At 49.7% G+C, this 22876-nt stretch carries 21 protein-coding genes and 1 riboswitch; of the genes, 10 read left to right on the forward strand and 11 right to left on the reverse strand.

The genetic code is table 11. The features are described 5' to 3' along the window. Positions 1 to 909, reverse strand: a complete 909-nt coding sequence (locus VJ374_RS08220; RefSeq protein WP_035407966.1) for an AAA family ATPase — start codon at positions 907 to 909, stop codon at positions 1 to 3. Positions 910 to 1133: 224 nt separating this feature from the next. On the opposite strand from VJ374_RS08220, the gene VJ374_RS08225 reads away from it, so the two are divergent. Then, positions 1134 to 1361: a hypothetical protein gene (locus VJ374_RS08225; RefSeq protein WP_056061443.1), complete on the forward strand. Its 228-nt coding sequence runs from the start codon at positions 1134 to 1136 to the stop codon at positions 1359 to 1361. A 34-nt stretch (positions 1362 to 1395) separates the two neighbouring features. On the opposite strand, the gene VJ374_RS08230 is transcribed toward VJ374_RS08225, so the two are convergent. The 9 genes from VJ374_RS08230 to VJ374_RS08270 all read right to left on the reverse strand — a co-directional run bounded on the left by VJ374_RS08230 (position 1396) and on the right by VJ374_RS08270 (position 10529). Continuing rightward, positions 1396 to 1611 (reverse strand): DUF3006 domain-containing protein, encoded by a 216-nt coding sequence (locus tag VJ374_RS08230; RefSeq protein ID WP_035407963.1) that lies wholly within the window; start codon positions 1609 to 1611, stop codon positions 1396 to 1398. A 21-nt stretch (positions 1612 to 1632) separates the two neighbouring features. Then, a complete protein-coding gene (locus VJ374_RS08235) occupies positions 1633 to 2496 on the reverse strand; it encodes a ComEC/Rec2 family competence protein (RefSeq protein WP_235514004.1) in 864 nt (287 codons plus the stop codon). Beyond that, positions 2490 to 3041 carry a histidine phosphatase family protein gene (locus VJ374_RS08240; protein ID WP_035407960.1) on the reverse strand — a complete coding sequence of 184 codons (552 nt, stop codon included), beginning with the start codon at positions 3039 to 3041 and terminating at the stop codon, positions 2490 to 2492. The genes VJ374_RS08235 and VJ374_RS08240 overlap by 7 nt, the downstream gene beginning before the upstream one ends. Positions 3042 to 3087: 46 nt before the next feature. Further along, positions 3088 to 3882, reverse strand: a complete 795-nt coding sequence (locus tag VJ374_RS08245; protein WP_308101547.1) for a DUF3307 domain-containing protein — start codon at positions 3880 to 3882, stop codon at positions 3088 to 3090. Next, positions 3879 to 4526, reverse strand: coding sequence for a hypothetical protein (locus VJ374_RS08250; RefSeq protein WP_035407956.1), 648 nt, complete (start codon positions 4524 to 4526; stop codon positions 3879 to 3881). The genes VJ374_RS08245 and VJ374_RS08250 overlap by 4 nt, the downstream gene beginning before the upstream one ends. A 286-nt stretch (positions 4527 to 4812) precedes the next feature. Continuing rightward, positions 4813 to 5283 carry an NUDIX domain-containing protein gene (locus tag VJ374_RS08255; RefSeq protein WP_230088538.1) on the reverse strand — a complete coding sequence of 157 codons (471 nt, stop codon included), beginning with the start codon at positions 5281 to 5283 and terminating at the stop codon, positions 4813 to 4815. 297 nt (positions 5284 to 5580) lie between these two features. Then, on the reverse strand, positions 5581 to 7986 hold the full coding sequence (gene parC, locus VJ374_RS08260; protein ID WP_329468291.1) for a DNA topoisomerase IV subunit A: 2406 nt from the start codon (positions 7984 to 7986) through the stop codon (positions 5581 to 5583). Then, positions 7979 to 9949, reverse strand: coding sequence for a DNA topoisomerase IV subunit B (parE, locus tag VJ374_RS08265; RefSeq protein WP_035407952.1), 1971 nt, complete (start codon positions 9947 to 9949; stop codon positions 7979 to 7981). The genes parC and parE overlap by 8 nt, the downstream gene beginning before the upstream one ends. 178 nt (positions 9950 to 10127) lie before the next feature. Further along, positions 10128 to 10529 carry a CoA-binding protein gene (locus VJ374_RS08270; RefSeq protein ID WP_035407950.1) on the reverse strand — a complete coding sequence of 134 codons (402 nt, stop codon included), beginning with the start codon at positions 10527 to 10529 and terminating at the stop codon, positions 10128 to 10130. Positions 10530 to 10958: 429 nt separating this feature from the next. On the opposite strand from VJ374_RS08270, the gene VJ374_RS08275 reads away from it, so the two are divergent. From VJ374_RS08275 to VJ374_RS08315, 9 genes are all read left to right on the forward strand, one after another. Next, complete coding sequence (locus VJ374_RS08275; protein ID WP_290786880.1) at positions 10959 to 11999, forward strand: tyrosine-type recombinase/integrase; 1041 nt, start codon at positions 10959 to 10961, stop codon at positions 11997 to 11999. 30 nt (positions 12000 to 12029) lie between these two features. Further along, positions 12030 to 14639, forward strand: coding sequence for a DEAD/DEAH box helicase (locus VJ374_RS08280; protein ID WP_329468298.1), 2610 nt, complete (start codon positions 12030 to 12032; stop codon positions 14637 to 14639). Further along, complete coding sequence (locus VJ374_RS08285; protein WP_329468300.1) at positions 14636 to 15166, forward strand: glycerol-3-phosphate acyltransferase; 531 nt, start codon at positions 14636 to 14638, stop codon at positions 15164 to 15166. The genes VJ374_RS08280 and VJ374_RS08285 overlap by 4 nt, the downstream gene beginning before the upstream one ends. A gap of 13 nt (positions 15167 to 15179) precedes the next feature. Then, complete coding sequence (locus VJ374_RS08290) at positions 15180 to 16730, forward strand: GNAT family N-acetyltransferase (RefSeq protein WP_329468302.1); 1551 nt, start codon at positions 15180 to 15182, stop codon at positions 16728 to 16730. A gap of 291 nt (positions 16731 to 17021) precedes the next feature. Continuing rightward, a complete protein-coding gene (locus tag VJ374_RS08295; protein ID WP_329468304.1) occupies positions 17022 to 17693 on the forward strand; it encodes a 50S ribosomal protein L25/general stress protein Ctc in 672 nt (223 codons plus the stop codon). A gap of 97 nt (positions 17694 to 17790) precedes the next feature. Next, positions 17791 to 17890, forward strand: a riboswitch (TPP riboswitch). A 100-nt stretch (positions 17891 to 17990) separates the two neighbouring features. Further along, positions 17991 to 18563 carry an ECF transporter S component gene (locus VJ374_RS08300; protein ID WP_035407914.1) on the forward strand — a complete coding sequence of 191 codons (573 nt, stop codon included), beginning with the start codon at positions 17991 to 17993 and terminating at the stop codon, positions 18561 to 18563. After that, entirely contained in the window at positions 18560 to 20089 is a 1530-nt protein-coding gene (locus VJ374_RS08305; protein WP_329468308.1) for an ABC transporter ATP-binding protein, read from the forward strand. The genes VJ374_RS08300 and VJ374_RS08305 overlap by 4 nt, the downstream gene beginning before the upstream one ends. Continuing rightward, positions 20061 to 20783 carry an energy-coupling factor transporter transmembrane component T family protein gene (locus VJ374_RS08310; RefSeq protein WP_329468310.1) on the forward strand — a complete coding sequence of 241 codons (723 nt, stop codon included), beginning with the start codon at positions 20061 to 20063 and terminating at the stop codon, positions 20781 to 20783. Before VJ374_RS08305 ends, VJ374_RS08310 begins: the two co-directional genes overlap by 29 nt. 55 nt (positions 20784 to 20838) lie before the next feature. Continuing rightward, on the forward strand, positions 20839 to 21870 hold the full coding sequence (locus VJ374_RS08315) for an NAD(P)/FAD-dependent oxidoreductase (protein WP_329468312.1): 1032 nt from the start codon (positions 20839 to 20841) through the stop codon (positions 21868 to 21870). A 71-nt stretch (positions 21871 to 21941) separates the two neighbouring features. On the opposite strand, the gene VJ374_RS08320 is transcribed toward VJ374_RS08315, so the two are convergent. Beyond that, a complete protein-coding gene (locus tag VJ374_RS08320) occupies positions 21942 to 22760 on the reverse strand; it encodes an alpha/beta fold hydrolase (protein ID WP_329468314.1) in 819 nt (272 codons plus the stop codon). Positions 22761 to 22876 lie beyond the last annotated feature (116 nt).

The raw sequence follows: 22876 nt of genomic DNA on the forward strand, positions 1-22876 counted from the left end.
TTACACCTCAGTTGGAACGGTGAGTGAATCGAGAACCTGCTGAACGAGACGTTCGTTCGACAACTTCAGCGTCGCTTCAAGTGTTAGGACGAGTCGGTGAGCGAGAAGCGGCGTTGCTAAGTGTTTGACGTCCTCTGGTGTGACGTACGTCCGCTCTTGCATCCAAGCACGCGCTTTTGCTGCCTTTAAAAGGGCGAGTGTTGCTCGTGGACTTGGTCCAATCTCAACGTCACGATGGGCGCGGAGTGCATCACAGACATCAAGTAAGTAATTTTCGACGCTGTCCTCAATCGTGACAGCAACCACTTCCTCTTTCCAGTCGTTGAGTTGTTCAAGTGGAATGTGTAGATCGGCTGCGGTCAGATGCGCTCCACGTAACAATGCTTTTTCCGCTTGACGCGTCAGGGGAGCGAACGACAACTTGAACAAGAAGCGGTCGAGTTGCGCATGGGGGAGCGGGAACGTGCCGTGTCCGTCGAACGGGTTTTGTGTCGCGATGACAAGAAAGTGTTGGGGTAGCGTATACGACATATCACCAATTGTCACTTGTGCCTCTGCCATGGCTTCAAGGAGAGCGGACTGGGTCCGTGGAGTCGTTCGGTTGATCTCATCAACGAGGACAATGTTCGCAAACAGCGGACCAAACCGTTGTTCGAACGACCCAGTGAGTGGGTTAAACAGCTCCATTCCGAGTAAATCCGTCGGTAACGTATCTGCTGTACATTGAACACGTGAGAATTTTGCATCGAGTGTCTGCGCGAGTGCTTTTGCTAGTGTTGTCTTACCAGTCCCGGGGCGGTCTTCGAGTAAAATATGCCCCTCGGCAAGTAAACCGATCAATAAATGATCAATCACATCGTCCTGACCAAGGACGGATTGCTTAAGTGATGTCCGTAACGTTTGAAACATAAACGATTCCCCCTTTAAGATGCTTTGTATTTCTAAAGTGTACGAAAATTCAGAAAAAACCGCTAGTGATTTTCCTAAAACGATTGGTCTAGAAATACGTCTACCTTTTATACTACCATTTTCATCCAAAAGTTTCGTGAAATATCAAAAATATTGAAACAGGATTAGGAAGTCATTTATCGAATAATGTATTTAGGGTTGCTAAGATAAGGAGGAATGGACTCATGAAACAATACACTACGGAATCCGATACCACTCCAGTCGTTCAACATGACGTCGTCCATAGTCCGCTCGATGATTACCAACGCGTCGTTTCCGGAGGTCCCCCGAATCGTCGTGCCTTTGCCGCGATCCGTCGACTCCCAATCGGATTACGTTTGCTTACGTATACGCTTGGTTTCTTATTCACAGCAAGCATCCTCACTGGACTCATCATCAGTCTACTTGATTAAAAAAAGACTCCCTCAGCGCACCGAGGGAATCCCATCATTCTTCAAAGAGATCATCCATCAGCTCGGTGATCTCTTTTTTACGCACGTTCGTCTCATTGCGTAAGATCCGAATCGAGCGTCCGCTCCAATCGAGTCGGTCGCCAATCGTCGCTTGGCGCGGTAAACGACTTTTCGGTAACGTGATCGTCTCACGGTCGTCGGTCTCACAAATTGCTAGATCATCTTCAAAATCAGCTACGGTCAATCGCATCTGATACACCTCCGCGTCTAGTTATTCCGGTCGTAAATCAGGCCGGTTCGATTCCTTGATACCGTCACCAGTCGAGATATACTGAATCGTTCCACTTTGATCGGTTCGGTCAATCGTAATCCGTTCTGCCTTCAGTTCTTGTAAGACGGAAGGACGTGGATGACGATAGGCATTGTCCTTTCCGGCTGAGATCAAGGCACGTTTTGGTGATACAGCCTGTAGGAAGGGCAGGGAGGACGATGTGTCTGCCCCGTGATGTCCAAGCTTTAAGACATCAGCACGTACATCGGTGTTTGACTCGAGTAATTGTTGTTCAGTTCGGATCGGCGCGTCGCCCATGAAGAGGAAGCGGTCTTGTCCATGTTCGACCCGGAGGACGGCACTCCAGCTGTTAAGATCCTGTGTCCCGTCTGTTAGAGGAGCAAGGAACGTAAAGCGTGCGGCTTCACTCGGTATTTTAAGACCTGCCTTAACTGACTTGATCGTCACTCCTTCGCGTTTGACGGCAAGGAGGAAATCGCGATACGTCTCCGTCGTATGCGTGACTCGCGGGGCATAGACGCTGTCGACTGGAAAGGCATCGAGGACGGTATCGAGTCCACCGATATGATCGGCGTCCGGATGTGTCGCAATGACCGCTGTTAAGCGTTTGATACCCAATTTTTGCAGGTAGCGGACGACATCTTCGCCTTTGCCGTTATTCCCACCATCAATCAAGATCGCATCTTCCTTCGTTCGGATGAACGTACTATCTCCTTGACCGACGTCAAAACCATAGATCTCCATCTGTCCTGCCGTCGGGGCAGGGGGTGCTTCGTCCCGTGTCGTATAGAAGATGACGATTAAACAGAGTGCTAATAGAATCGTTGATCCCCATTTCAACATGTCGGTTCCTCTTTCTCGAACAGATACAGCATGCCATTGCGCGGATGACCGAACCGTGGTCCGCTGTAACCGCGTCGTTTTAAGGCAGCGCGCATCAGAATCATCATGCCGCCGTGACCGACGAGTAGAACCCGTTCGTCGTCTTCGAACATTAATTGATTTAAGAGCACTTCAATCCGTTCATTCGCATCCTTGATTTCGGCTTGAATTCGTTTACTGAACGGGGCTGCGAATCGACCGAGAACCGCCCAGCCGAGGAACGGTAATCGGAGATTCGACCGAATCGTCGGAAACGGCACTTCACGCAGCAGATCCGTCACGATGATTTCTTGATCATAAACGCTCTGCGCCGTCTGGACGGCACGCGGCATGCTACTGGCATAACAAACGGTCCAGTCAATCTGACCGAGCTCGACCGGTTGAATATCGATCTCTGACGTATCATACCGTTCAATCCATTTTTCAATATCGCTAGCGCTAATCCAGCCTTTCGTCGGATATCCTTCCGTCACCCGGTGATGCCTCACTAATCCAATTTGTTTCATATGTCGTACGACGGATTATACCGTCTCCCTCACTTTCATTCATCGTTTACAAAGCGACACGGATTGCCAGTCCACATAAAATCGCTCCTAAGATACTGAGCAAGCTCCCGATGATGTAATATTCCGCAAAGCGGCGATCTTCAAACTGTTTAAAACGAGCCAATGCCTTCAAGGCAATGATGAAGCCAATGGCTCCAGTTGCATTCGTGACAACGAGCAGGGTGATGATTGCTCGTTCGACGAGACCGATATAACGTCCGATCCCGATTAATTCCGTCGTATAACTGCGCGCAGAATCTTCGACTTCGTGCGTGACGGTCCGCGAGATGCCATCTAATTGCTCTTTGCGTGTCACTTTCCGCTCGAAATGCGCTTCAATCAACCGCGGCGCGAATGGTGCGAGCATCAGGGCGATTCCGTGACCGAGTAACTCCGTCGTCACTAAACTAAAGCAAAGAATCCACAGGATCTGCTCCGGTCGTGCGAACGACAACGACCAATCGATCGGAACGAACACCCATGTCAAGGCGATGATGGCAACGATATGTAACGCTTGATCGATCCAGTACGCTGCTGCTTGTTTGACGCGGCGTTTGAGCGGGGAAGCATCGAGTAGGGCGTGAAACACGAGAATGCTGCCTCCAAGCCACCCGGCGATGTCGATGGTCAATTCCCGTTGGATGACGAAGAACGCAAGCACAAGTAGCATCAGAGCCGCATGAACGGCAAGATGTTGGAGTAAGATGCGTTGGTGTCGATGTTTCAGTTGCGCCATTCGTTTCGTCTGTAATGGAAAATCAGCAAGTAGATGGACAAGTAAAAGACTAAGTAAGACGGTCACCGAATCGCCTCCCAGACTTGGAATTGCTCCAGTGCCTGGGTCAAGGCAGCTTCAAGTCGCTTCCGTTGCTTACGCTGCGAGCGGGAGACGAGTTTTGCGACATTTACGCGGGCATCTTGTTCCTTGAAGCCCATCTTCAGTCCGATCTCTTCATACGTATCATCCGGATATCGATCCATCAACCGGTGCAGTTCAATCTGACGGTCCGTCTTCCCGAAGTAAGCCGGATACAGCATTTCGAGATAACCGTTCAGCAAGGCAGTCGGTAAGTAGGGCGGTCCAGCAAAGGCAATCCGCGATGGAAGCGTCTTCGCTAATTCCTGTGCTTCGAAAGCATGAATGATTGCACTACCATTGGCTTCTTCAGCCCGCGTCGTCGAAATCGTCTCATATTGACCAAATCCAATCCCGATGTAACCTGGCAACTCTTGATTCAATAAGTGCAGAATGACCGGATAACTAACCGGATAATCCGCGAATACCGCTAGTAAACTATCGCCGGATTTGATTTGAAACGGAACAATACTCAATGGAAATGCTGTATTCAAATCGTTCGCGAGTACACGAAGCGCTTGAAGTAACGCTTCTTTGCTCGGATAATCGCGGGAACCTTTGACATCAAACGACAAAGCAACAGCTTGCATGACGATTCCTCCTGTTCGTTTGTTACCACAATGATGGAAACATTTAATTTGTTACCGTTAAAAAGGTAACATTTCCAGTGTTACTGTTATTAGAGTAACAAAGAATAAGGAGGAAGACCAACAGGACGATAGACCGATTTTTAAATGGCAGGGGGGATAAATGGATTTGACTAAAATATCATTTTTTTATTTAGGTTAACATAACATATATTATCAATAGTTATAAGAATTTGTCTCATAATCAAGGTAAACTTAAGATAGTGAGACAAAACAAAAAAACACGGGATTAACCGTGTTTTCGACAATCATACGGACGTGTCCGTTCCAATCGATGAATCAAACGATCTAAGAATATATGATGGCGGCGTTCGAGTTGCGTGATCCGTTCAAGCGGCAACCACGCAAAATCAAAGAAATCACCGCAATCCTGACCGTCACCAGCAACACAATGCGTCCAGCGGTTCTCTTGGCATTCAATGTGCGCATGATAGAAATACGTGTAATGCACCCGCATTCGCTCCGGATAACGCATCTCTTCTTCGCCGATGTACTGGACGGATGCTAACGAGAGACCACTTTCCTCAAGCGTCTCACGGACAGCCGCTTCTTTTGCGATTTCAGCATCTTCGATCGTACCTGCAGGAATCTGCCAATCACTCTCAGGAGCCGATTGTGGATGAAAAACAAGTAGTTCCCATCCGTTAGGTTTTTCCCGAGTGATATAGATTGCTACTTTTTCGCGACGTCTGAATTTCATCTTCATCACCTCTCCAAGGTCGGCAGATTGCACAACAAGCAGCTAAAGGGACGGTCCCGTAGCTGCTTGATCAATTGACGCTATAAGCAAAGCTGCGGAGACGCGTGACCCGACGCTTGTTCGTGACGAATCGTGACCTGACTATTTCTTCTATTGTAGCCGTTATTGGTCAGTGTTTCAATTTGTAAACGATATTTCTCGCGATAAATCTCAAAATTCCGAGCATTCGTCTCAAAATTCCCTCTCCTGCCCTGCTAAATCTAAAAAAGCTCCCCCGCTATCCGGAGGAGCCTTATCTCATCGTGTATACCAGTCGAGCAATGGACCGAATTTCTCTTCATCATAGGCGAATGAACCGTTCGATAAGCGGTCGAGGAACGATAACGAACCGATTTGGATCGTTTTCTCCTGCTCTTTCCCGCTGAGAACCAATTCCTTTGCTTGCGTGACATCGATCAATGCTGCGACCCGGTGTGGCTTTGACTTCAAATCACGCAGTAACTGTAAGCCACGGAGCGCACGGCTCGAGACTTGGAACTGATCTGCGAGACGCATTTTCTTCAAGGCACCCCGTTGCGTCAAAAGAACGATCTGCGGCGCTTCCTTGAAGCCAATCGCACCCGCGACGACGTCCTGATCCTTCAGGTTGATCGCCTTGACACCGGCAGCCCGGACACCGACGACCGGGACATCATCTTCCGTGAACCAGAGCCCGAAACCGTTCTGTGTCGCAAGGAACAGGTCCGTTTGACCCGTCGAGACCTGAGCGTACAAGACTTCGTCGTCTGCCTTCAGACGGACGCCTTGGAGTGGTTTTGACTTCCGCTGTGCATTGTAATCACTCAGTTTCGAGCGTTTGACCATCCCTTGACGGGTAACGAACAAGCAGTGATGGGCTTCATCGAACGAGCGGACGAGATCCGCTGAAAGAACCCGGTCACCCGGTTCGAGAGGGACGAGGTTCGCGACGTGTTGACCGCCATCTTTCCATTTCGTATCCGGCAATTGGTGGACCGGAATCAGCAAGTAGTTTCCGCGAACGGTCCAGACAATCAAGTGATCGGTCGTCATCGCTTGCCCTTGGAGCAACGGACGATCTTGTTCCTTCAAGTCCGGTAAGTCGTTCGAGGCACCGAATGAACGGAGTGATGAACGTTTGACGTAACCGTTCTTCGACAGGAAGACCATCGTTTCCTCGACAGCGATCATGACTTCCGTCTTCAGCTTCAGTTCTTCTACTTCCGCTTCGATCGTCGAGCGACGTTTGTCCGCGACTTGTTCCTTCAAGACTGTCAATTCCTTGATGATGAGACGATTACGTGTCTTTTCATCGTTGAGGATCTTCTCAAGACGAGCGATTTCCTTCTCGAGTTTCGCTGCTTCTTCCTGCAACTCGACGATATCGGTATTCGTTAACCGGTAGAGTTGGAGCATGACGACGGCTTCCGCTTGGCGATCCGTAAAGTTGAAGCGCGTGATCAGCTTCTCCTTCGCGTCCGCTTTGTTCGACGCAGATCGGATCAAGGCAAGTGTCTCATCGAGGACAGAGATCGCTGTCATCAAGGCAGAAACGACTTCCTGACGGCGTTTCGCTTGTTCGAGGTCAAACGCTGTCCGGCGGATGACGACTTCCTTGACGTGTGCGAGATACGCATCGAGGAGCGTCAAGACGCCCATTTGCCGCGGTGTCCGCTCGTGGATCGCGACCATATTGTAGTTATAGGCAATTTGTAGATCCGTTTGTTTGAGGTAGAAGTGTAAGACACCTTCCGCGTCCGCTTCCTTTTTCAACTCGATGACAACACGTAAACCATCGCGATCGGTCTCGTCACGAACTTCGGCAACACCTTCAACCTTTTTATCAAGACGGAGTTCTTCCATCCGTTTGACGAGGTTCGCTTTATTGACCTCATACGGGAGCTCAGTGATAACGATTTGCTGGCGACCGCCTCGCAATGTCTCAATCGTTGAACGCGAACGGATGATAACTTTCCCGCGTCCTGTCTCGAACGCCTTTTTGATGCCGTCAAGACCTTGAACGACGCCACCAGTCGGGAAATCAGGACCTTGCATGTGCGTCAATAAGTCATCGACGTTCTGAACCGTACCGGAGATTCGACCGATCGCAGCATCGAGGACTTCTCCCGCGTGATGCGGTGGAATCTCGGTCGCGTAACCGGCGGAGATCCCCGTCGAACCGTTCATCAGCAAGTTCGGCAGTAGTGATGGTAAGACGAGTGGTTCTTCCGTCGTATCATCGAAGTTGAGCGTGTAATCAACGGTCTGTTTGTTGATTCCGTCAAGAATGAGGCTTGAGACTTTCGACAGACGGGCTTCCGTATACCGCATCGCTGCCGCACTATCGCCGTCGATTGATCCATTGTTTCCTTGCATATCGATCAACGGGTAACGGAGCTTCCACTCTTGGCTCAAGCGGACCATTGCTTCATAGACCGATGAGTCACCATGCGGGTGGTAGTTACCGATGACGACGCCGACTGTCTTCGCCGATTTTCGGTAAGCACGGTCGAACAGGTTTCCTTCCGTATGCATCGCATACAAGATCCGACGTTGTACTGGTTTCAGACCATCACGGGCATCCGGTAAGGCACGATCTTGAATGATATATTTCGAATAACGACCAAACCGGTCGCCGACGACTTGTTCGAGCGACAGGTTCAGGATGTTTTGTAGATTAGACATGTTCGTTCACACTCTCTTTCGTCACGTGCTCGTTCTCGATGATCGAGAGGTCTTCGGCGAGACCGAAGGCGACATTGTCCTCGATCCACGTCCGGCGGTGTCCGACGTTATCTCCCATCAGGACAGAGACGCGTTTTTCCGCTACGGCAGCATCGTCGATCGTAACCCGGATCAACGTCCGTGTCTCGGGATCCATCGTCGTTTCCCAGAGTTGCGGTGCGTTCATCTCCCCAAGTCCTTTGTAACGCTGGATCATATAACCTTTACCGAATTTCTTCGTTGTTTTCTTAAGGGTCTCTTCATCCCAGACGTATTCGAACTTCTCCGATTTGCCTTTCCCTTTTGAGACACGGTAGAGCGGTGGTAAAGCAACGAAGACCTTCCCAGCGTCAATCAATGGGCGCATGTAGCGGAAGAAGAAAGTCAGCAATAAGACTTGGATATGCGCGCCATCGGTATCGGCATCGGTCATGATGATGACTTTGTCGAAATTACAATCTGACAAGTCGAAATCAGCTCCGACACCGCCGCCAATCGCGTGAATGATCGTGTTGATTTCTTCATTCTTCATGATATCGGCAAGTTTCGCTTTCTCTGTGTTCAAGACCTTACCACGAAGTGGAAGGATCGCTTGGAACGTCCGGTTTCGTCCTTGTTTTGCAGAACCACCAGCAGAATCACCCTCGACGAGGAACAATTCATTCTTGTCCGCGTTTTTTGAAGCCGCAGGTGTTAGTTTTCCGTTCAAGATGCTCGAACGTTTTTTCTTTTTCCCGTTTCGTGCTTCTTCGCGCGCTTTCCGTGCCGCTTCCCGAGCTTGCGCAGCGCGAATTGCTTTTTTGATCAACAGCGTCGCCGTTTGTGGATTCTCTTCCAAGTACGTCGAGAGACGACGACTGATGACAGCGTCACAGCTCGTCCGCGCTTCCGGTGAGCCGAGTTTTGACTTCGTTTGCCCTTCGAACTGGAGGAATTCTTCTGGGATCCGGATCGAGACGATCATCGTCAACCCTTCGCGGATATCATTTCCGTCAAGGTTCTTATCCTTTTCCTTCAAAAGCGTGTTCTTTCGGGCATATTCATTCATGACCCGTGTCATTGCTGTTTTTGCCCCGACTTCATGTGTGCCGCCGTCGCGTGTCCGGACGTTGTTGACGAACGAAAGGACGTTTTCCGAATACGCATCCGTGAACTGGAAGGCGATATCGACTTCGATCTCGTTTTCCGTTCCTTCGAATGCAACTGTCGGATGAAGCGTATCTTTATCATCGTTCAAGTACTGAACGAATTCGCTGACACCGTCTTGGTACTGGAAGATATCCTGTTTGTCGGACCGTTCGTCCGTCAACGTAATCTTCAGACCTTTTAGCAAGAAGGCTGATTCGCGTAAGCGTTCCGCAAGCGTATCGTAGTTGTATGTCAACGTACTGAAGATCGAGCCATCTGGTTTAAAGTAGACGCTCGTTCCTTTTTGACGCGTCGTACCCGTTTCAAGCAACGTCGTCTTCGGAATCCCGCCGTTTTCAAACGTTTGCTCATATTGTTTCCCGTCACGGAAGATCGTTACTTTCAAATCCGTTGATAAGGCGTTAACGACCGACGCCCCGACGCCGTGTAAGCCACCGGACGTCTTATATCCACCTTGACCGAACTTACCACCGGCGTGAAGGACCGTGAAGATGACTTCAGCAGTCGGTTTTCCCGATGCATGCATCCCCGTCGGCATCCCACGTCCATGGTCACGGACCGTGATCGCATTATCTTTATGGATCGTGACATCAATTTGTTCCCCGAATCCTGCGAGTGCCTCATCGATCGCGTTATCAACGATCTCGTAGACGAGATGGTGAAGTCCACGGTGATCGGTAGAACCGATATACATACCTGGGCGCTTCCGGACTGCTTCGAGTCCTTCGAGCACCTGTATGGCATCATCATTGTAGTTATTTAAGTCTGTCGCCATTCATTTCACCTCAAAATTCAAAATTACGACGTCGTTTTTACAAACGTTCGTTCGTTATTTCAAGTAGTCTGTCTCTAATTGTAGGCATCTTCTTGCTTCCTGACAAGCATAACCTGTAATGGACATGAAAAAAGACACCTTCACGAACGGGTGAAGATGCCTAAAGTCGTGCGATGACTTACAGGTATTGATGCTCGATTTTGATGCAACGATTCTCAATATATGGAATGCCAGCGCCGAGCGCCAGGCTCTCTGCTTCGACACTTGAGAGACCAAGTTGATTCCAAATCATCCCGACGTCACCGTGAGCGACAGCATCTTTCGCGACATCCGCCAAAAACTCAGACCGTCGGAAAACGTCAACGATATCGATGTGTCCTGGAATGCTTGCAACACTTGGATAGACTTTTTGACCGTTCCACTCGTTTAACGTTGGATTGACCGGAATGACTTCGTACCCGTGTTGAACCAAGTAGTCAGCAATCCAGTTCGCCGTCTTCCCAGAATCACTTGAGACACCGACGACTGCAATGCGTTTCGCATCCTTCAAATACTGACGTGCTTCTTGATCGGTAATCATTTAGAACTCCCCCTTATGAAAATAACTCTTACCTAACAGTCTATACCCGAACCAAGATGAAGTATGCGAAATCAAGCACGTTTTCGACGTTTTTCAGAAATCGTCTTGAAATCAAATGAGTCGACCAATGACCCACCAGACGTCTTCTCGATGCAACTGAGAGCGAAATTGACTATTCATTCTTTTTTATTGTTTTAGGTGACATAATACTATTATTGTTATTAAAGAGACTCTACAACCCTTAAATCTCTAAAAATAGGTTAAATTCTCACGTGCATCGAGTTGACCAACGACCCATCCGATGCATTGTCGATGCAACTGAGCGCTCCCTGTCTGACAATTTAACATTGCGTGAAATAACTATTTCACGCAAACAAGTGCCTGACGTATCAACGTTTGGTATACTGCTACTAGAGGGGTGATTGCCGGATGAGTTTATTTAAAAACCTAGGAAAAACAATACATAAAACGACCGTTTCGGCTACAGCACCAGCGATTCCCGGTTATGAGCGGATGCCACGCTTCATTCAGTCCTATTTAGATCAGTTAGCAGCCAAACATTTCTCATTAGCAACGATGCGCCGCTACGTCTATGACTATGAAGCGTTCTTCCAATTCGTCGCTGCGGCGTCAGGTGAAAAGGTAACAGCGCGAGATATTCCGCTTGAAGCATTTGTCGAGATCGATGCAGCAGGAATCGAAGCCTACGCCGAATACCTTGCCTTAACGAAACAAAATGCACCGAGCGTCATCAACCGGAAGTTATCAGCATTACAGTCACTGTTTCGTTATTTGGTCGATACCGGTCAGTTGTCGGAAAACCCGGTCGCCAAAGTCAATCGACCGAAACAAGCCAAACGGGAACCGGTTTATCTGACAAAACGCGAATGGGACGAATTGATTCAGTTATTACCGTCAAACGTTGAGATGAATGCCCGTGAAGCGTCGCATTATGAACGGGATCGTGTCCGCGACGTGACGTTATTCCAATTACTTGGCTATAGCGGGATGCGTTTAAGTGAGATGACCCAACTCGTCTGGAACGATGTCGATTTCCACGAAAATACGCTCCGCGTCATCGGGAAAGGCAATAAAGAACGATTGATTCCACTTGCGAAACCAGCACGAATTGCCTTACGCAAATACGCGATCCATTATCAGATGCCAACGAGCGGCGCCGTACCTGTCTTCCAAAAACACGGGAAACCACTCAGCCCACGGGCAGTCCAGCATATTTTGCAGCGGCACACGGAACGACTGAAGCCAGTCCTCCCCTTTTTAGAGCGCAAAAAAATTACGCCACATAAACTACGGCATACGTTTGCGACACGACTTGCGACCGGCGGGGTCGACGTCCTGACGATCCAGCAGTTACTCGGTCACGAATCCGTCGCAACGACGCAGGTCTATGCCCATATCGGTGATTCGGAGAAAAAACGCGCCGTCGATTTATTTGATGGTGAACGATAATAATATTATGTTAACTAAAGGAGGGGTCTCATGAATTACGGACTCAGTGAACGTAAAATCAAACAGATGTCTGATGCCTATGCCTTTCGACGGGGAAAGAAGTATGTCGCTGCCCGAAAGGTCACGTTACACAATTACCGGATGGGTGACGAGCTAATTGAAGCGAGCGTAGACGGTGAGGAACGATTCACGGTGACGGTCCGCGTAAAGGCGCACGGCGTCGACGCTGGCTGTAACTGTCCGTCGCTTGTGATGGATACGTCATTTTGTGGACACATCGTCGCTGTTTTGCTGGCGATGCATCATGTGCAGGCACACGGCACACCAACACCGCTCTCGCCGCAAATCCGCCCTTTTACGGCAATTCAAGTCGACGACGCAGGCGCGCGCAACTATTTACGCAGTCTCACACCTGATCGTCGGGTGGCGATTCATTTCGAACTGACTGGACCCGTCGTGACGCTCAAACGATTGACGGATAAACAGCAGCATCAACTGTCCCTGCCCTACTTCGATCGTTTGCTTGGACAGACAAAGTATTTGCAGCGGGTTGCCAATGTTTCGTTCAGTCCTGATTTACAGGAACGGATCGTTTCCGGTACGCCGATCGCTAAGCTCCATCTCGATCGAACGGCTCAGAAAGTTGAAGTCCGCGTGTCGTTTGATTATCAAGGGATTCAGCTGAATCCACTCGATGAGACGATTTATGCTGGACGGGATCAAGTAACGGAGCAAAGTGTCTTACGCTATTTACGTGAATTCCAAGCAACACCATCGAATTCGCACTATGTCATCACCAGTGACGCCGCGCAGTATGCTTTTTTGCGGAGTCTGCTTGACGAACGGGTTGCGCTCGGTCAACTGGAGTTATTTGCAACGCAAGCCATCCGAACGACGTTACCAAAAGGACCCTTTCATCCGCGGATCGAAGTCGACGTGACAGACCGCCTCGACTGGCTTGTGTTCAACTTTTCGATGGACGGAATTCCGGAAGACGAACTGAAACGTGTCCTGAAGTCGCTCATCTTACAAAAACGCTATCACCGCTTGAAATCCGGACAGTTCGTATCTTTAGAGGCACGGGCCTTTCAGCAGTTGCAACGGGTTCTCGCCCAGATGGAAGCGAGTGAACGCGACTTACGCGACGGGCGACTCGTCTTACCTGCCGTCCGGAACATGAAGCATCTGATCGGTGCCTCCATCCTGCATCTCCATGCCGATTTGCTCGAGAAATGGTTCGAATTGAAATCCGGACAAGGATTCCGGCTCGACTTGCCGAATTCGTTAGAGTCACAACTCTATCCGTATCAACGGACGGGCATTCAATTTCTGAAGAATTTGGACGCGCACCGATGTCACGGCATCTTGGCCGATGAGATGGGGCTTGGAAAGACAATTCAAGCGATTGGTTATATAGCAACGATTTCGGATAGTCGCGCACTGATCGTCGCACCAGCATCACTGCTCCGCAACTGGGAGGCGGAACTGAAGCGCTTTTTACCCGGTCGACCGGTTCATGTCGTGACGGGATCTCAAACTAGCCGACTTTCCGAACTGGAGTACTTGGCTGAAAACACAGTGACGATCGTCTCCTATACGACGCTTCGGACCGACGTCCGTCGCCACCCTGTATATGACGTCGTTTTCTTTGATGAAGCACAGCACTTGAAGAATCCGCAGTCACAAACGGTCAGTCAACTGCGACATCTGCAAGCAAAACGCCGGTTCGCCTTGACGGGAACTCCACTTGAGAATCGACCGCGCGATATCTGGTCGATTTTCCATGTCTTGTTTCCGGAATTACTGCCGGATTTAGCGACGTTTGAGAAATGGTCGTTTGATGACATGCAACAATTCATTCAACCATTTTTATTACGGCGTGAGAAAAAAGATGTCTTACAGGACTTACCAAAGAAGCAGATCGAGCATCATTATGTCGAGCTCGGACCGAATCAAAAACGGTTATATGCGTCGTATCTCGCCAAATTGCAACTCGAGACGCTGCAGCATTTAGACGAAACGAAACGTGAAGATCGTTTGAAGTTACTGGCGGGCTTAACGCGGTTGCGGCAAATTTGCAACGATCCGGGATTATTCGTCGAGGGGTACACAGGGGAAGCAACGAAACGAACGCGTCTGCTCTCACTGATTGCAGAAAAACGAGCAGCCGGAAAACGGATCTTGATCTTCTCACAGTATACGCAAATGCTCGAGCGCATTCGTTCGGATCTCGCGCAACGTCACCTCCCCCACTTCCTATTGACGGGTGAGACACCGCTCGAAGACCGGGTCGCGTTATGCGACCGGTTCAATGACGGTGAAGTCGATCTCTTCTTGATTTCGCTGAAAGCTGGCGGAACGGGACTCAACCTCGCCTCCGCTGATACCGTCATCCTGTTTGACAGCTGGTGGAATCCGGCCGTCGAACAACAGGCAGCCGATCGCGCCCATCGGCTTGGACAACAGTCTGACGTGACGGTCATCAAATTGCTGACACGCGGAACGATCGAAGAGAAGATGACGGAATTACAAGATCGAAAAGCCAAAATGGTCGATGCCGTCCTGACGGCTCCAGACAGTGACGCCTTGACCGTCAAGGAACTCGTTCATCTCGTAACGACAAAGGAGGAACAACGGTGATCCTTGATCTCCTGCTTGGTTATCTCATCGGTAGCATTTTAGGTGGTACGCTCTTTAAGTACATTAGTCGTACCGATTTGGCACAGGTCGGTTCCGGAAACATCGGTGCCCGCAATGCCCATCGTGCCGGTGGGCTTCCGGCTTTTTTATTCGTTTATCTGTTTGATGCCGCGAAGACAGTCTTTGCGTTGCAGATCACTGACACGTTTTATCCGGTCGCCCTCGCCGTGCTCATCGGTCACTTGTTTCCGTTGTTTCACCCACGACGCGGCGGTAAAGGGTACGCCGTATTTTCCGGAATCGTCTTCGCTATCACGCCATGGGCATATCTTGCCGGATTAGGCATACTCGGTTTGTCTTATCTCGTAACGAAAGATAGTATCAAAGCGGGACTTATTCCGGTCGTTTTACTTCCGTTACTACCCGTCTTCTTAGACGCAGGGTCAGTCAATATCTTGTGTACCGTTGCCGTAAGTCTACTTGTCCTGTGGGCTCATGATGCACTCCACAAGCCAGCCATTACATAAGGAGGACGTCTCCATGATCGACTTTTCCATTGCAACTGCGGACGACGCGGAAGCAATCCATGAATTGAACTACCTCACCTTTACAGAAGAGATTCCGCAACATCAACCGAACATCGAACGGAAACGAATTGATCGATTCCATGATCAGAACACTTACTTGATCGGTAAGGAAGACGATCGACTCGTCGCGATGATCGCCATTCGAAAGCATCGTCCCTTTTCGCTTGAGGAAAAGGGCGTGACGCTAGAAGAGACACTGACGGACCCAGCGGAAATCCGCTTACTTAGCGTTCGTCCCGAATACCGCAATAGTCGTACGTTCATGCAATTGATGCGCTTTTTAATGGTCTACCTCGAGCGGGAGACGATTGATCACGTCTATATCAGTGGTACGACGCGGGAAGCAAAACTATACGCGCGGTTCGGCTTCACACCAATCGCAGCGACGCTTGGTAGTGGCGATGCCCAGTTTGTACCGATGTTGTTGTCGCGCGCCACATACGAACGATCCGTCATCGCGGATGTCTTACGTCCCCTGCATTTTCTAGCCGGTCCGGTCGAGGTTGCGCCGACGGTCCGTCAAGCGGCGCAACAAGCACCGCGTCCACACCGGACGGCCTCGATGCGGCAGCTCGATCAAGATTTACGTGGCCGAATGTGTCAGTTGCTGGATTTGCCACATGTCTCGATGGCCGTCGGCAGCGGTACGCTCGCCAATGATATTGTCGCGCAACAACTCACTGGACATGGATTGATCCTGAACGGCGGCGAGTTCGGTCAACGCTTGATTGATCACGCGGCACGTGCCGGCAAGTCCTTTGATGTCCATACGCTTCCCCCCGGTCACCCGATCGACTTGAAGCAACTCGCTCATCAATTGAGGCAAACGGCATACAACTGGATCTGGTTGACGCATTGTGAGACGTCAACGGGTGTTCTCTATGATCTTGATGCAGTAAAAGTGCTGTTAGATCAACGAACCGCACTCGTCGTCGATGCGATCAGCGCTGTTGGAACCGGACATTTCTCATACGATGGCTGCACTTTCGTCACGACTGTTTCCGGGAAAGCGATTGGTGGTTTACCGGGTCTTGCGTTCATTGGTCACGCAGATCGCGTCCTACCTTCTCTCTGTATTCCCCGTTATCTGGATTTAGGACTCTATGCGGAAGGGGTTGCCTTTTCCGGCTCGTCGAACCTGTTGCTTGCCTGTCAGGCAGCGCTTGATGCCCTCGATCTTAATCAAGCAGCAATCAAGATGACCTATCTCGAACAAGCCGTCCGCGCAACTGGATTCCAACTCCTCGCACAACAAGAAGCACAAGCGCCGGGAATACTGACGATCGTTCATCCGTCCGCAACTGATTTAGGCGACGCTCTGCGCATTCAGGGGTATCACGTCCAGTATGAAAGCGACTATCTCGTTTACAATCAGTGGCTGCAAATTTCGACGATGGGACAGACGACGATGCGGCAAATTGAACGTCTCATTCGTGTTTTAGTTCGTGAAAATCAACGAATCATCATAAAGAATGAAAAAAACGAAAGACCTCTCAACCCCTGATTTCAAGCGGTTTGGAGGTCTTTCGACTTCAAAAAGATAAAAAAAGAGGTTTATGGATTTAAAACACAGGGGTATAAACTCATTAGCACCGCATCAAACCGGTGACTTACTCACACATGTTTCTCAATATCAGCGTAATGACCTGGGAGAGAAATGCAAAGTCACGAAAGCGTCAGATTCATGAGAGTCTGAAACCGATTGTCTTAGCATGATTCATATTGTTCAGGATTCGTCCTGCTCCTACATTCATTACCTTTTGAGGGCTATACCAAATTCAAGGGGGAAATGAACATGTCAGTTAATTTAACAGCCGAAAAACGCGAGGTACGTCCACGCTCACTCCGTAAACAATTGCGTCATGAAGGAAAAGCTCTTGGCGTCGTGTATGGTTACAAAGTGGAAAGTACACCAATCGCATTTGAAGAAAAAGAATTGCTTAAAATCGTCCGAGAAAACGGTGAAAACGTCTTGATTTCACTCAAACTCGACGGTAAAAATATTAACGTCTTGATCAATCGCCGTGATATGGATGTCTTCACACCAACAGTCGATCACGTTGAATTCATCGCCGTGAAAATGGATGAAGAAACAGAAGTCGAAGCAGACGTTGTACTTGTTGGCGAAGCAGCCGGTGCAAAAGTTGGTGGCTTCCTATCACAAACACTCTTTAAAGTAACAGTCGCCGCTACACCAGATAAATTACCAGAGAACGTCGAAGTCGACGTCACGAACCTCGAAATCGGCGATTCGATTTCTGTAGCCGATCTTCCAGAACAAAAAGATTTCCGCATCGTTACAGAAGGCGATATTCAAGTCGCAGCTGTCGTCGAATCGACACTCGAGCAGGATCTTGAAGAAATCGAGGAAGCAGAGGCACAAGCAGAAGCTGGCGAAGACAACGAAGTGGAAGCAACAGAAACGTCTTCAGAAGAAACAGCTGAAGAGAACGAAGACAATAAATAAGTCGTTTAACGATACGCCCTTTGCGGCGTATCGTTTTTTTTTGTGTCTTGACAACAGACGCTGGATTGCCTAAAGTGAACAGCGTATCACCTATTACCATATCCACTAGGGGAGCCCAATTGGCTGAGACGATTCACTTCGGACCCTTCGAACCTGATCTAGTTCATACTAGCGTAGGAAAGTGGAGCGACCACATCCAATGACTCCTGCTGCGCGCAGTTTTTCTGAGGACCGCTCTCTTTTTTACGGAGGGCGGTCTTTTTTGGCGTCTCCCCCATTCAAAGGAGGACGTATCTAATGCAACACTGGAAAATGAAAGAAATCATGGTCATGATGATGCTCGCCGTCGCTTGCGGCGTCATCTATCTTGGTTGGTCAACACTCTGGTTGCCGATCTCAGCGATCTTCGGTCCTGTCGGTGCCAACTGGATGTTTGGCATCTGGATCATTGCGAGTCCGCTCGTCGCAGCAATCATTCAAAAGCCAGGTGCCGCTTTAATTGCGGAAGTCGTCGCGGCAGCCGTCGAACTGTTCACAGGTAGTCATTTTGGTTTATCCGCTCTTCTGATCGGAGTCTGCCAAGGACTTGGTGCGGAACTCGTCTTTGCGATGACGCGTTACCGTCGTTATGACACATGGACCTTGATGTTATCGGGTGTCGGAGCCGCGATTGGTAGCATCGTTTATAGTCTAATCGCGAACGGATTCGGTTACTACACAACGACGACGTTGCTTGCGACAACTGGCTTACAATTGATCAGCGGCGCATTACTCGGTGGCTTGCTTGCAGCCATTCTCGTCCGTCGCCTTGTTGCGACTGGTGTCTTGAACGGGTTTGCGGCAGGACGTGCGAAACGAGAAATCGCATGATTACTGTCGACGACCTCAGCATCCGCTATCCCGGTCAGATGAAATCGGTGCTCAATCATGTATCGCTGACGATTGAGCAAGGGACGACCCTTCTGCTCGGACGAAGTGGGAGTGGCAAGACGACATTACTTCATGCCCTTGCCGGACTGACACCGGAAACGATTGAAGTCGAACAGACTGGTACCGTTACCCGGTCCGGTTCGGTCGGAATCTTGTTTCAAAATCCAGAAGAACAGTTCTGCATGGAGACGATCGGACGCGAAATCGCTTTTAGTTTAGAAAATCGCTCGATTCCGCGCGTGGAGATGGATGAACGAATTGAACGCTTACTCGCACTCGTCGGTCTCCCCCTCCCCTTCTCGACACCGATCGCGAGTCTATCCGGTGGAATGAAACAGCGTCTCGCGCTCGCAGCGGTCCTAGCACTTGAGCCGACGATCTTATTACTCGATGAACCAACGGCTCAGATTGATCCAATCGGACAACATGAGCTGATGGCGTTGATTTTTCGGATTCAAAAAGAACACGATTTAACGATCGTCTTGATCGAACACCAACTCGATGTCTGTTTGTCGTACGTCGACCAGGTCGTCTTGCTTGAGGACGGATCGATTACTGCGACAGCAGATCCACGGGATCTGTTCCCCCAGGATTACAAAGAGCTTCAAACGAAAGGTATTGCCGTTCCCTCTTTGTATCCGTATACGTTAGAGACGTTACCCATAGATGGACCGCAAGCGGCGCGACTTCATGTGCCTTCCACCGTCGCTACAGCTGGTCGCTCTTTGTTACACGTCGCTGCATTATCGACGAAAGCACCATATCCGCTGACCGATGCGACATTTTCCCTGCAGACAGGAGAATGGGTGATGCTGCTTGGGGCAAATGGATCCGGGAAAAGTACATTGCTTGCGACACTCGGGCGGTTGCTTCCCAATCGTGGAACGTATCAGCTCCAGGGACGTCCGGTTCATCGTTACTCCCAGCGTCGCTTTTATGAGCACGTTGGCTATGTCTTTCAACAACCGGATCTGCAGTTTCTTAAGCTGACGGTCGAAGCGGAAATCGACTGGAGCCACCGGGCAGCGACGAACGTTAAGCGCGCGGCGTTGCTCGAACGGCTGGAACTGACATCTGTCAAACAGCAGTCACCACTTGCTCTTAGTACGGGGCAACAACGACGGCTCAGCGTCGCAACGATGCTCGGACAAACGAAAGACTTATTGTTGCTCGATGAACCGACCTTCGGACAAGATGGATTGACGACACGACGCTTAATGGAACAGTTACAGATGGAACAACAGAACGGTACGACACTCGTCATGGCGACGCATGATATGGAGCTCGTCGCCCGGTATGCGGATCGTGTCCTCGTCATGGAGCAAGGACGGATTACTTTTGACGGTCGCCCAAGCGAGTTATTCGCTGACGTTCCATTACTCGAGCGCTGTCAGCTACAACGTCCACTTTCGTACCAATTCCAGGAGGTGAAACGTGATGCAAACGAACGTGTCCCCGTTCGCTAAACTCAATCCTGTCATTAAGGGAAGCGGATTGTTTTTGATCATGTTTGCCTTGATTGCAACGAATGACTGGGTCAAAACGTTAGTATTCTTGAGTTTTGCTATCGCACTGCTACTCCTTTCCGGATGGGGTCCTTTTGATTTCTTGAAGCGACTTGCGCCGTATATTCTATTATTCTTATTGACGTTCTGGATGATGGCGGCTTTCGGCAAAGGAACGAATACTCTTTGGTCGTTTGGTTGGTTTCATGTCACGTCGGAAAGCGTCGCGCACGGCTGGTTACTTGCCTTGCGGATGGCCACGTTCGTCTGCCTGAGCCTCGCTTTCGTCACGACGACCGACGCGACCCGTTTCGTAATGAGCTTGATCCATCAGGCGAAGTTATCGCCCCGCTTTGCTTACGGATTCCTTGCCGGGATTCGCTTTCTGCCGCAACTGGTCGAAGAAGTCCGCGTTTTGCGGCAAGTCCGGATGATTCGCAATGTGCACAGTCGCTTTCCTGGTGATGGATTTCTTTCAATTGGCTTACCGCTCTTCTCACGATCGATCCAGCGGGCAGAACGGATGGCGATTGCTCTCGAAGCCCGTCACTTTTCAGCAGAGCGAACGTATTACGAGGTACCGGTCGTTCAGCGTCAGGATATTATTTATCTCGTGGTCATCCTCCTATTCATCAGTCTTGTCTTTTGGCTATGATTACCGCCACCCGTATCCGGGTACACTCTAGCAAGACAGATTGAAGGAGAACGACATGAAACGTATCCTCTTGATTGGTGCAGGTCACGCTCACCTGCATTGCATTACACACGGACCAACAGAAGACGTCGAGTGGCTGGTCCTGAACGCCTCGACTTACCAATATTACTCGGGCATGTACTCTGGGCTTGCTGACGGAACATACGACATGGATGAGATGCGTATTGACGTCGCCGCCTTATGTCGTGCCTATGATAAACCATTCATCAAGGAGACCGTCATCAAAGTCGACCCTGTTGAAAAGGTCGTCTTCGGTGCATCCGGCAGACGTTACACCTATGACGTCGTCTCAACGAATATCGGTTCATTCGACTGGTCGGAAGATACGACGCGATTATCGATTAAACCGAACTACCGGTTACCGGATACATTAAAGCGACTGCAACAAGCAAAGCGTCCGGTCGTGATTGGGAGCGGAGCAGCGGCCGTCGAGATGGCGGCGTCCTTGAAAGCGGCGGGTGTACCGATCACATTGATCACGGATCCAGATATCCTTTCTCGTCATCCGGCAGCGGAAGCCATTACGAGACGGTTAAAAGAACTCGAAGTGTACTGGATCCGGGAACGTCCTATAGATGACGAACTACCACTCCGCTTTACGCAACACCCACCAATCGAGTCAGATGCAATCGTCCGCTTGACGGGTGCCAAAGCTCCGACATTGTTTGCAGACAGCAATCTCTTCACCGAAGACGGATTTTTACTCGTCAATGAACAGTTACAAGCGCTCGATCATCCAAGTTTGTTTGTTGCGGGTGACGCGGCGACCCTCGTCGCCTACCCCGACATTCCGAAGAATGGTGTCACAGCTGTCCGACAAGCGCCAATTTTACTTACGAACCTTTTACGATACCTCCAGGAAGAAGCACTGCAAACCTATCGTCCGCAAACGAACTATTTGACGATTTTATCGATGGGACCGCGTCATGCGGTTTCCCTATATGGTCGTCATTATTCGACTCACACGTTCGGTTGGTACCTGAAGCGCTGGATCGATCAACGGTTCATGCGGAAGTATCGCCTTTAAAAACATGCGCCGGCGCACGCTTTTTCTATACACAAAAACAAGCCATGGACACTCGTCCATGGCTTGTTAAATTAGACGGTTTGATTTCCTTTAACGTACGTCAGTAATGTCTCGTTGAACTTCTCTTGTTCGTCAAGTAACATCCCGTGTCCACTCTCTTCGAAGACTTCGAGTCGCGCATGTGGGATTTCCTTTTGCATCTCTTCCGCAAACTCGAACGGACAGACTTGGTCTTTTTTACCGTGGATGATTAACGTATTAACTTTGATGTTTTCGAGTTTTCCACGTAAGTCTTCGTCACGCAAGGCGATTGCTGACTGAATCGTTCCGTGGGACGAAGCGGCGATGCTAAGACCATGGAACCATTGTTGCAGCGGTTCTGGATGTTCCTTCGCAAAGAAGATTTCACCGAATCCTTTGAGCATCGACGGGCGATCCTGTTTCGTATCGGCAATCAACGCATCGACTTCTTCTTTCGTCATCCCATATGGGTAACCGTCACGTTGCGTAAAGACTGGTGCCGCAGCTCCCGCGAGAACAAGCTTACTGACTTTTGAATCCCCATATTGCAAGAGATAGGACAAGGCGATTCCTCCTCCCATCGAGAAGCCGAGCAACGTGACATTCGTTAATTTGAGCTGTTCGATGACTTCATTGACATCGGACGCCATCGTCTTATAGTCATATCCCGTTGCCGGTGCATCTGATTTGCCATAACCACGATAATCGATTCCGACGTAACGGTACCCTTCTTCGACGAGCAGATTCTTTTGATACTCGAACATGTTATTGTTTGCTGGCCAGCCGTGTAAAAAGACGACCGGTTGACCCGATCCGACATCCTCAACGTAAATCTTCGTGCCATCAACTGCTTGAATAAATGTACCCATCATAAAACCCCCATAGTAATAGATTGACCATGCATGCATCTATTATTCCCGAGTCAAGGGATGTCAAACATCTTGATGTTGAAACGTTATAGAAAATTCTGTCTATTATAGAAAAT

Source organism: Exiguobacterium sp. 9-2 (genome assembly GCF_036287235.1).
Lineage (GTDB): Bacteria > Bacillota > Bacilli > Exiguobacteriales > Exiguobacteriaceae > Exiguobacterium_A.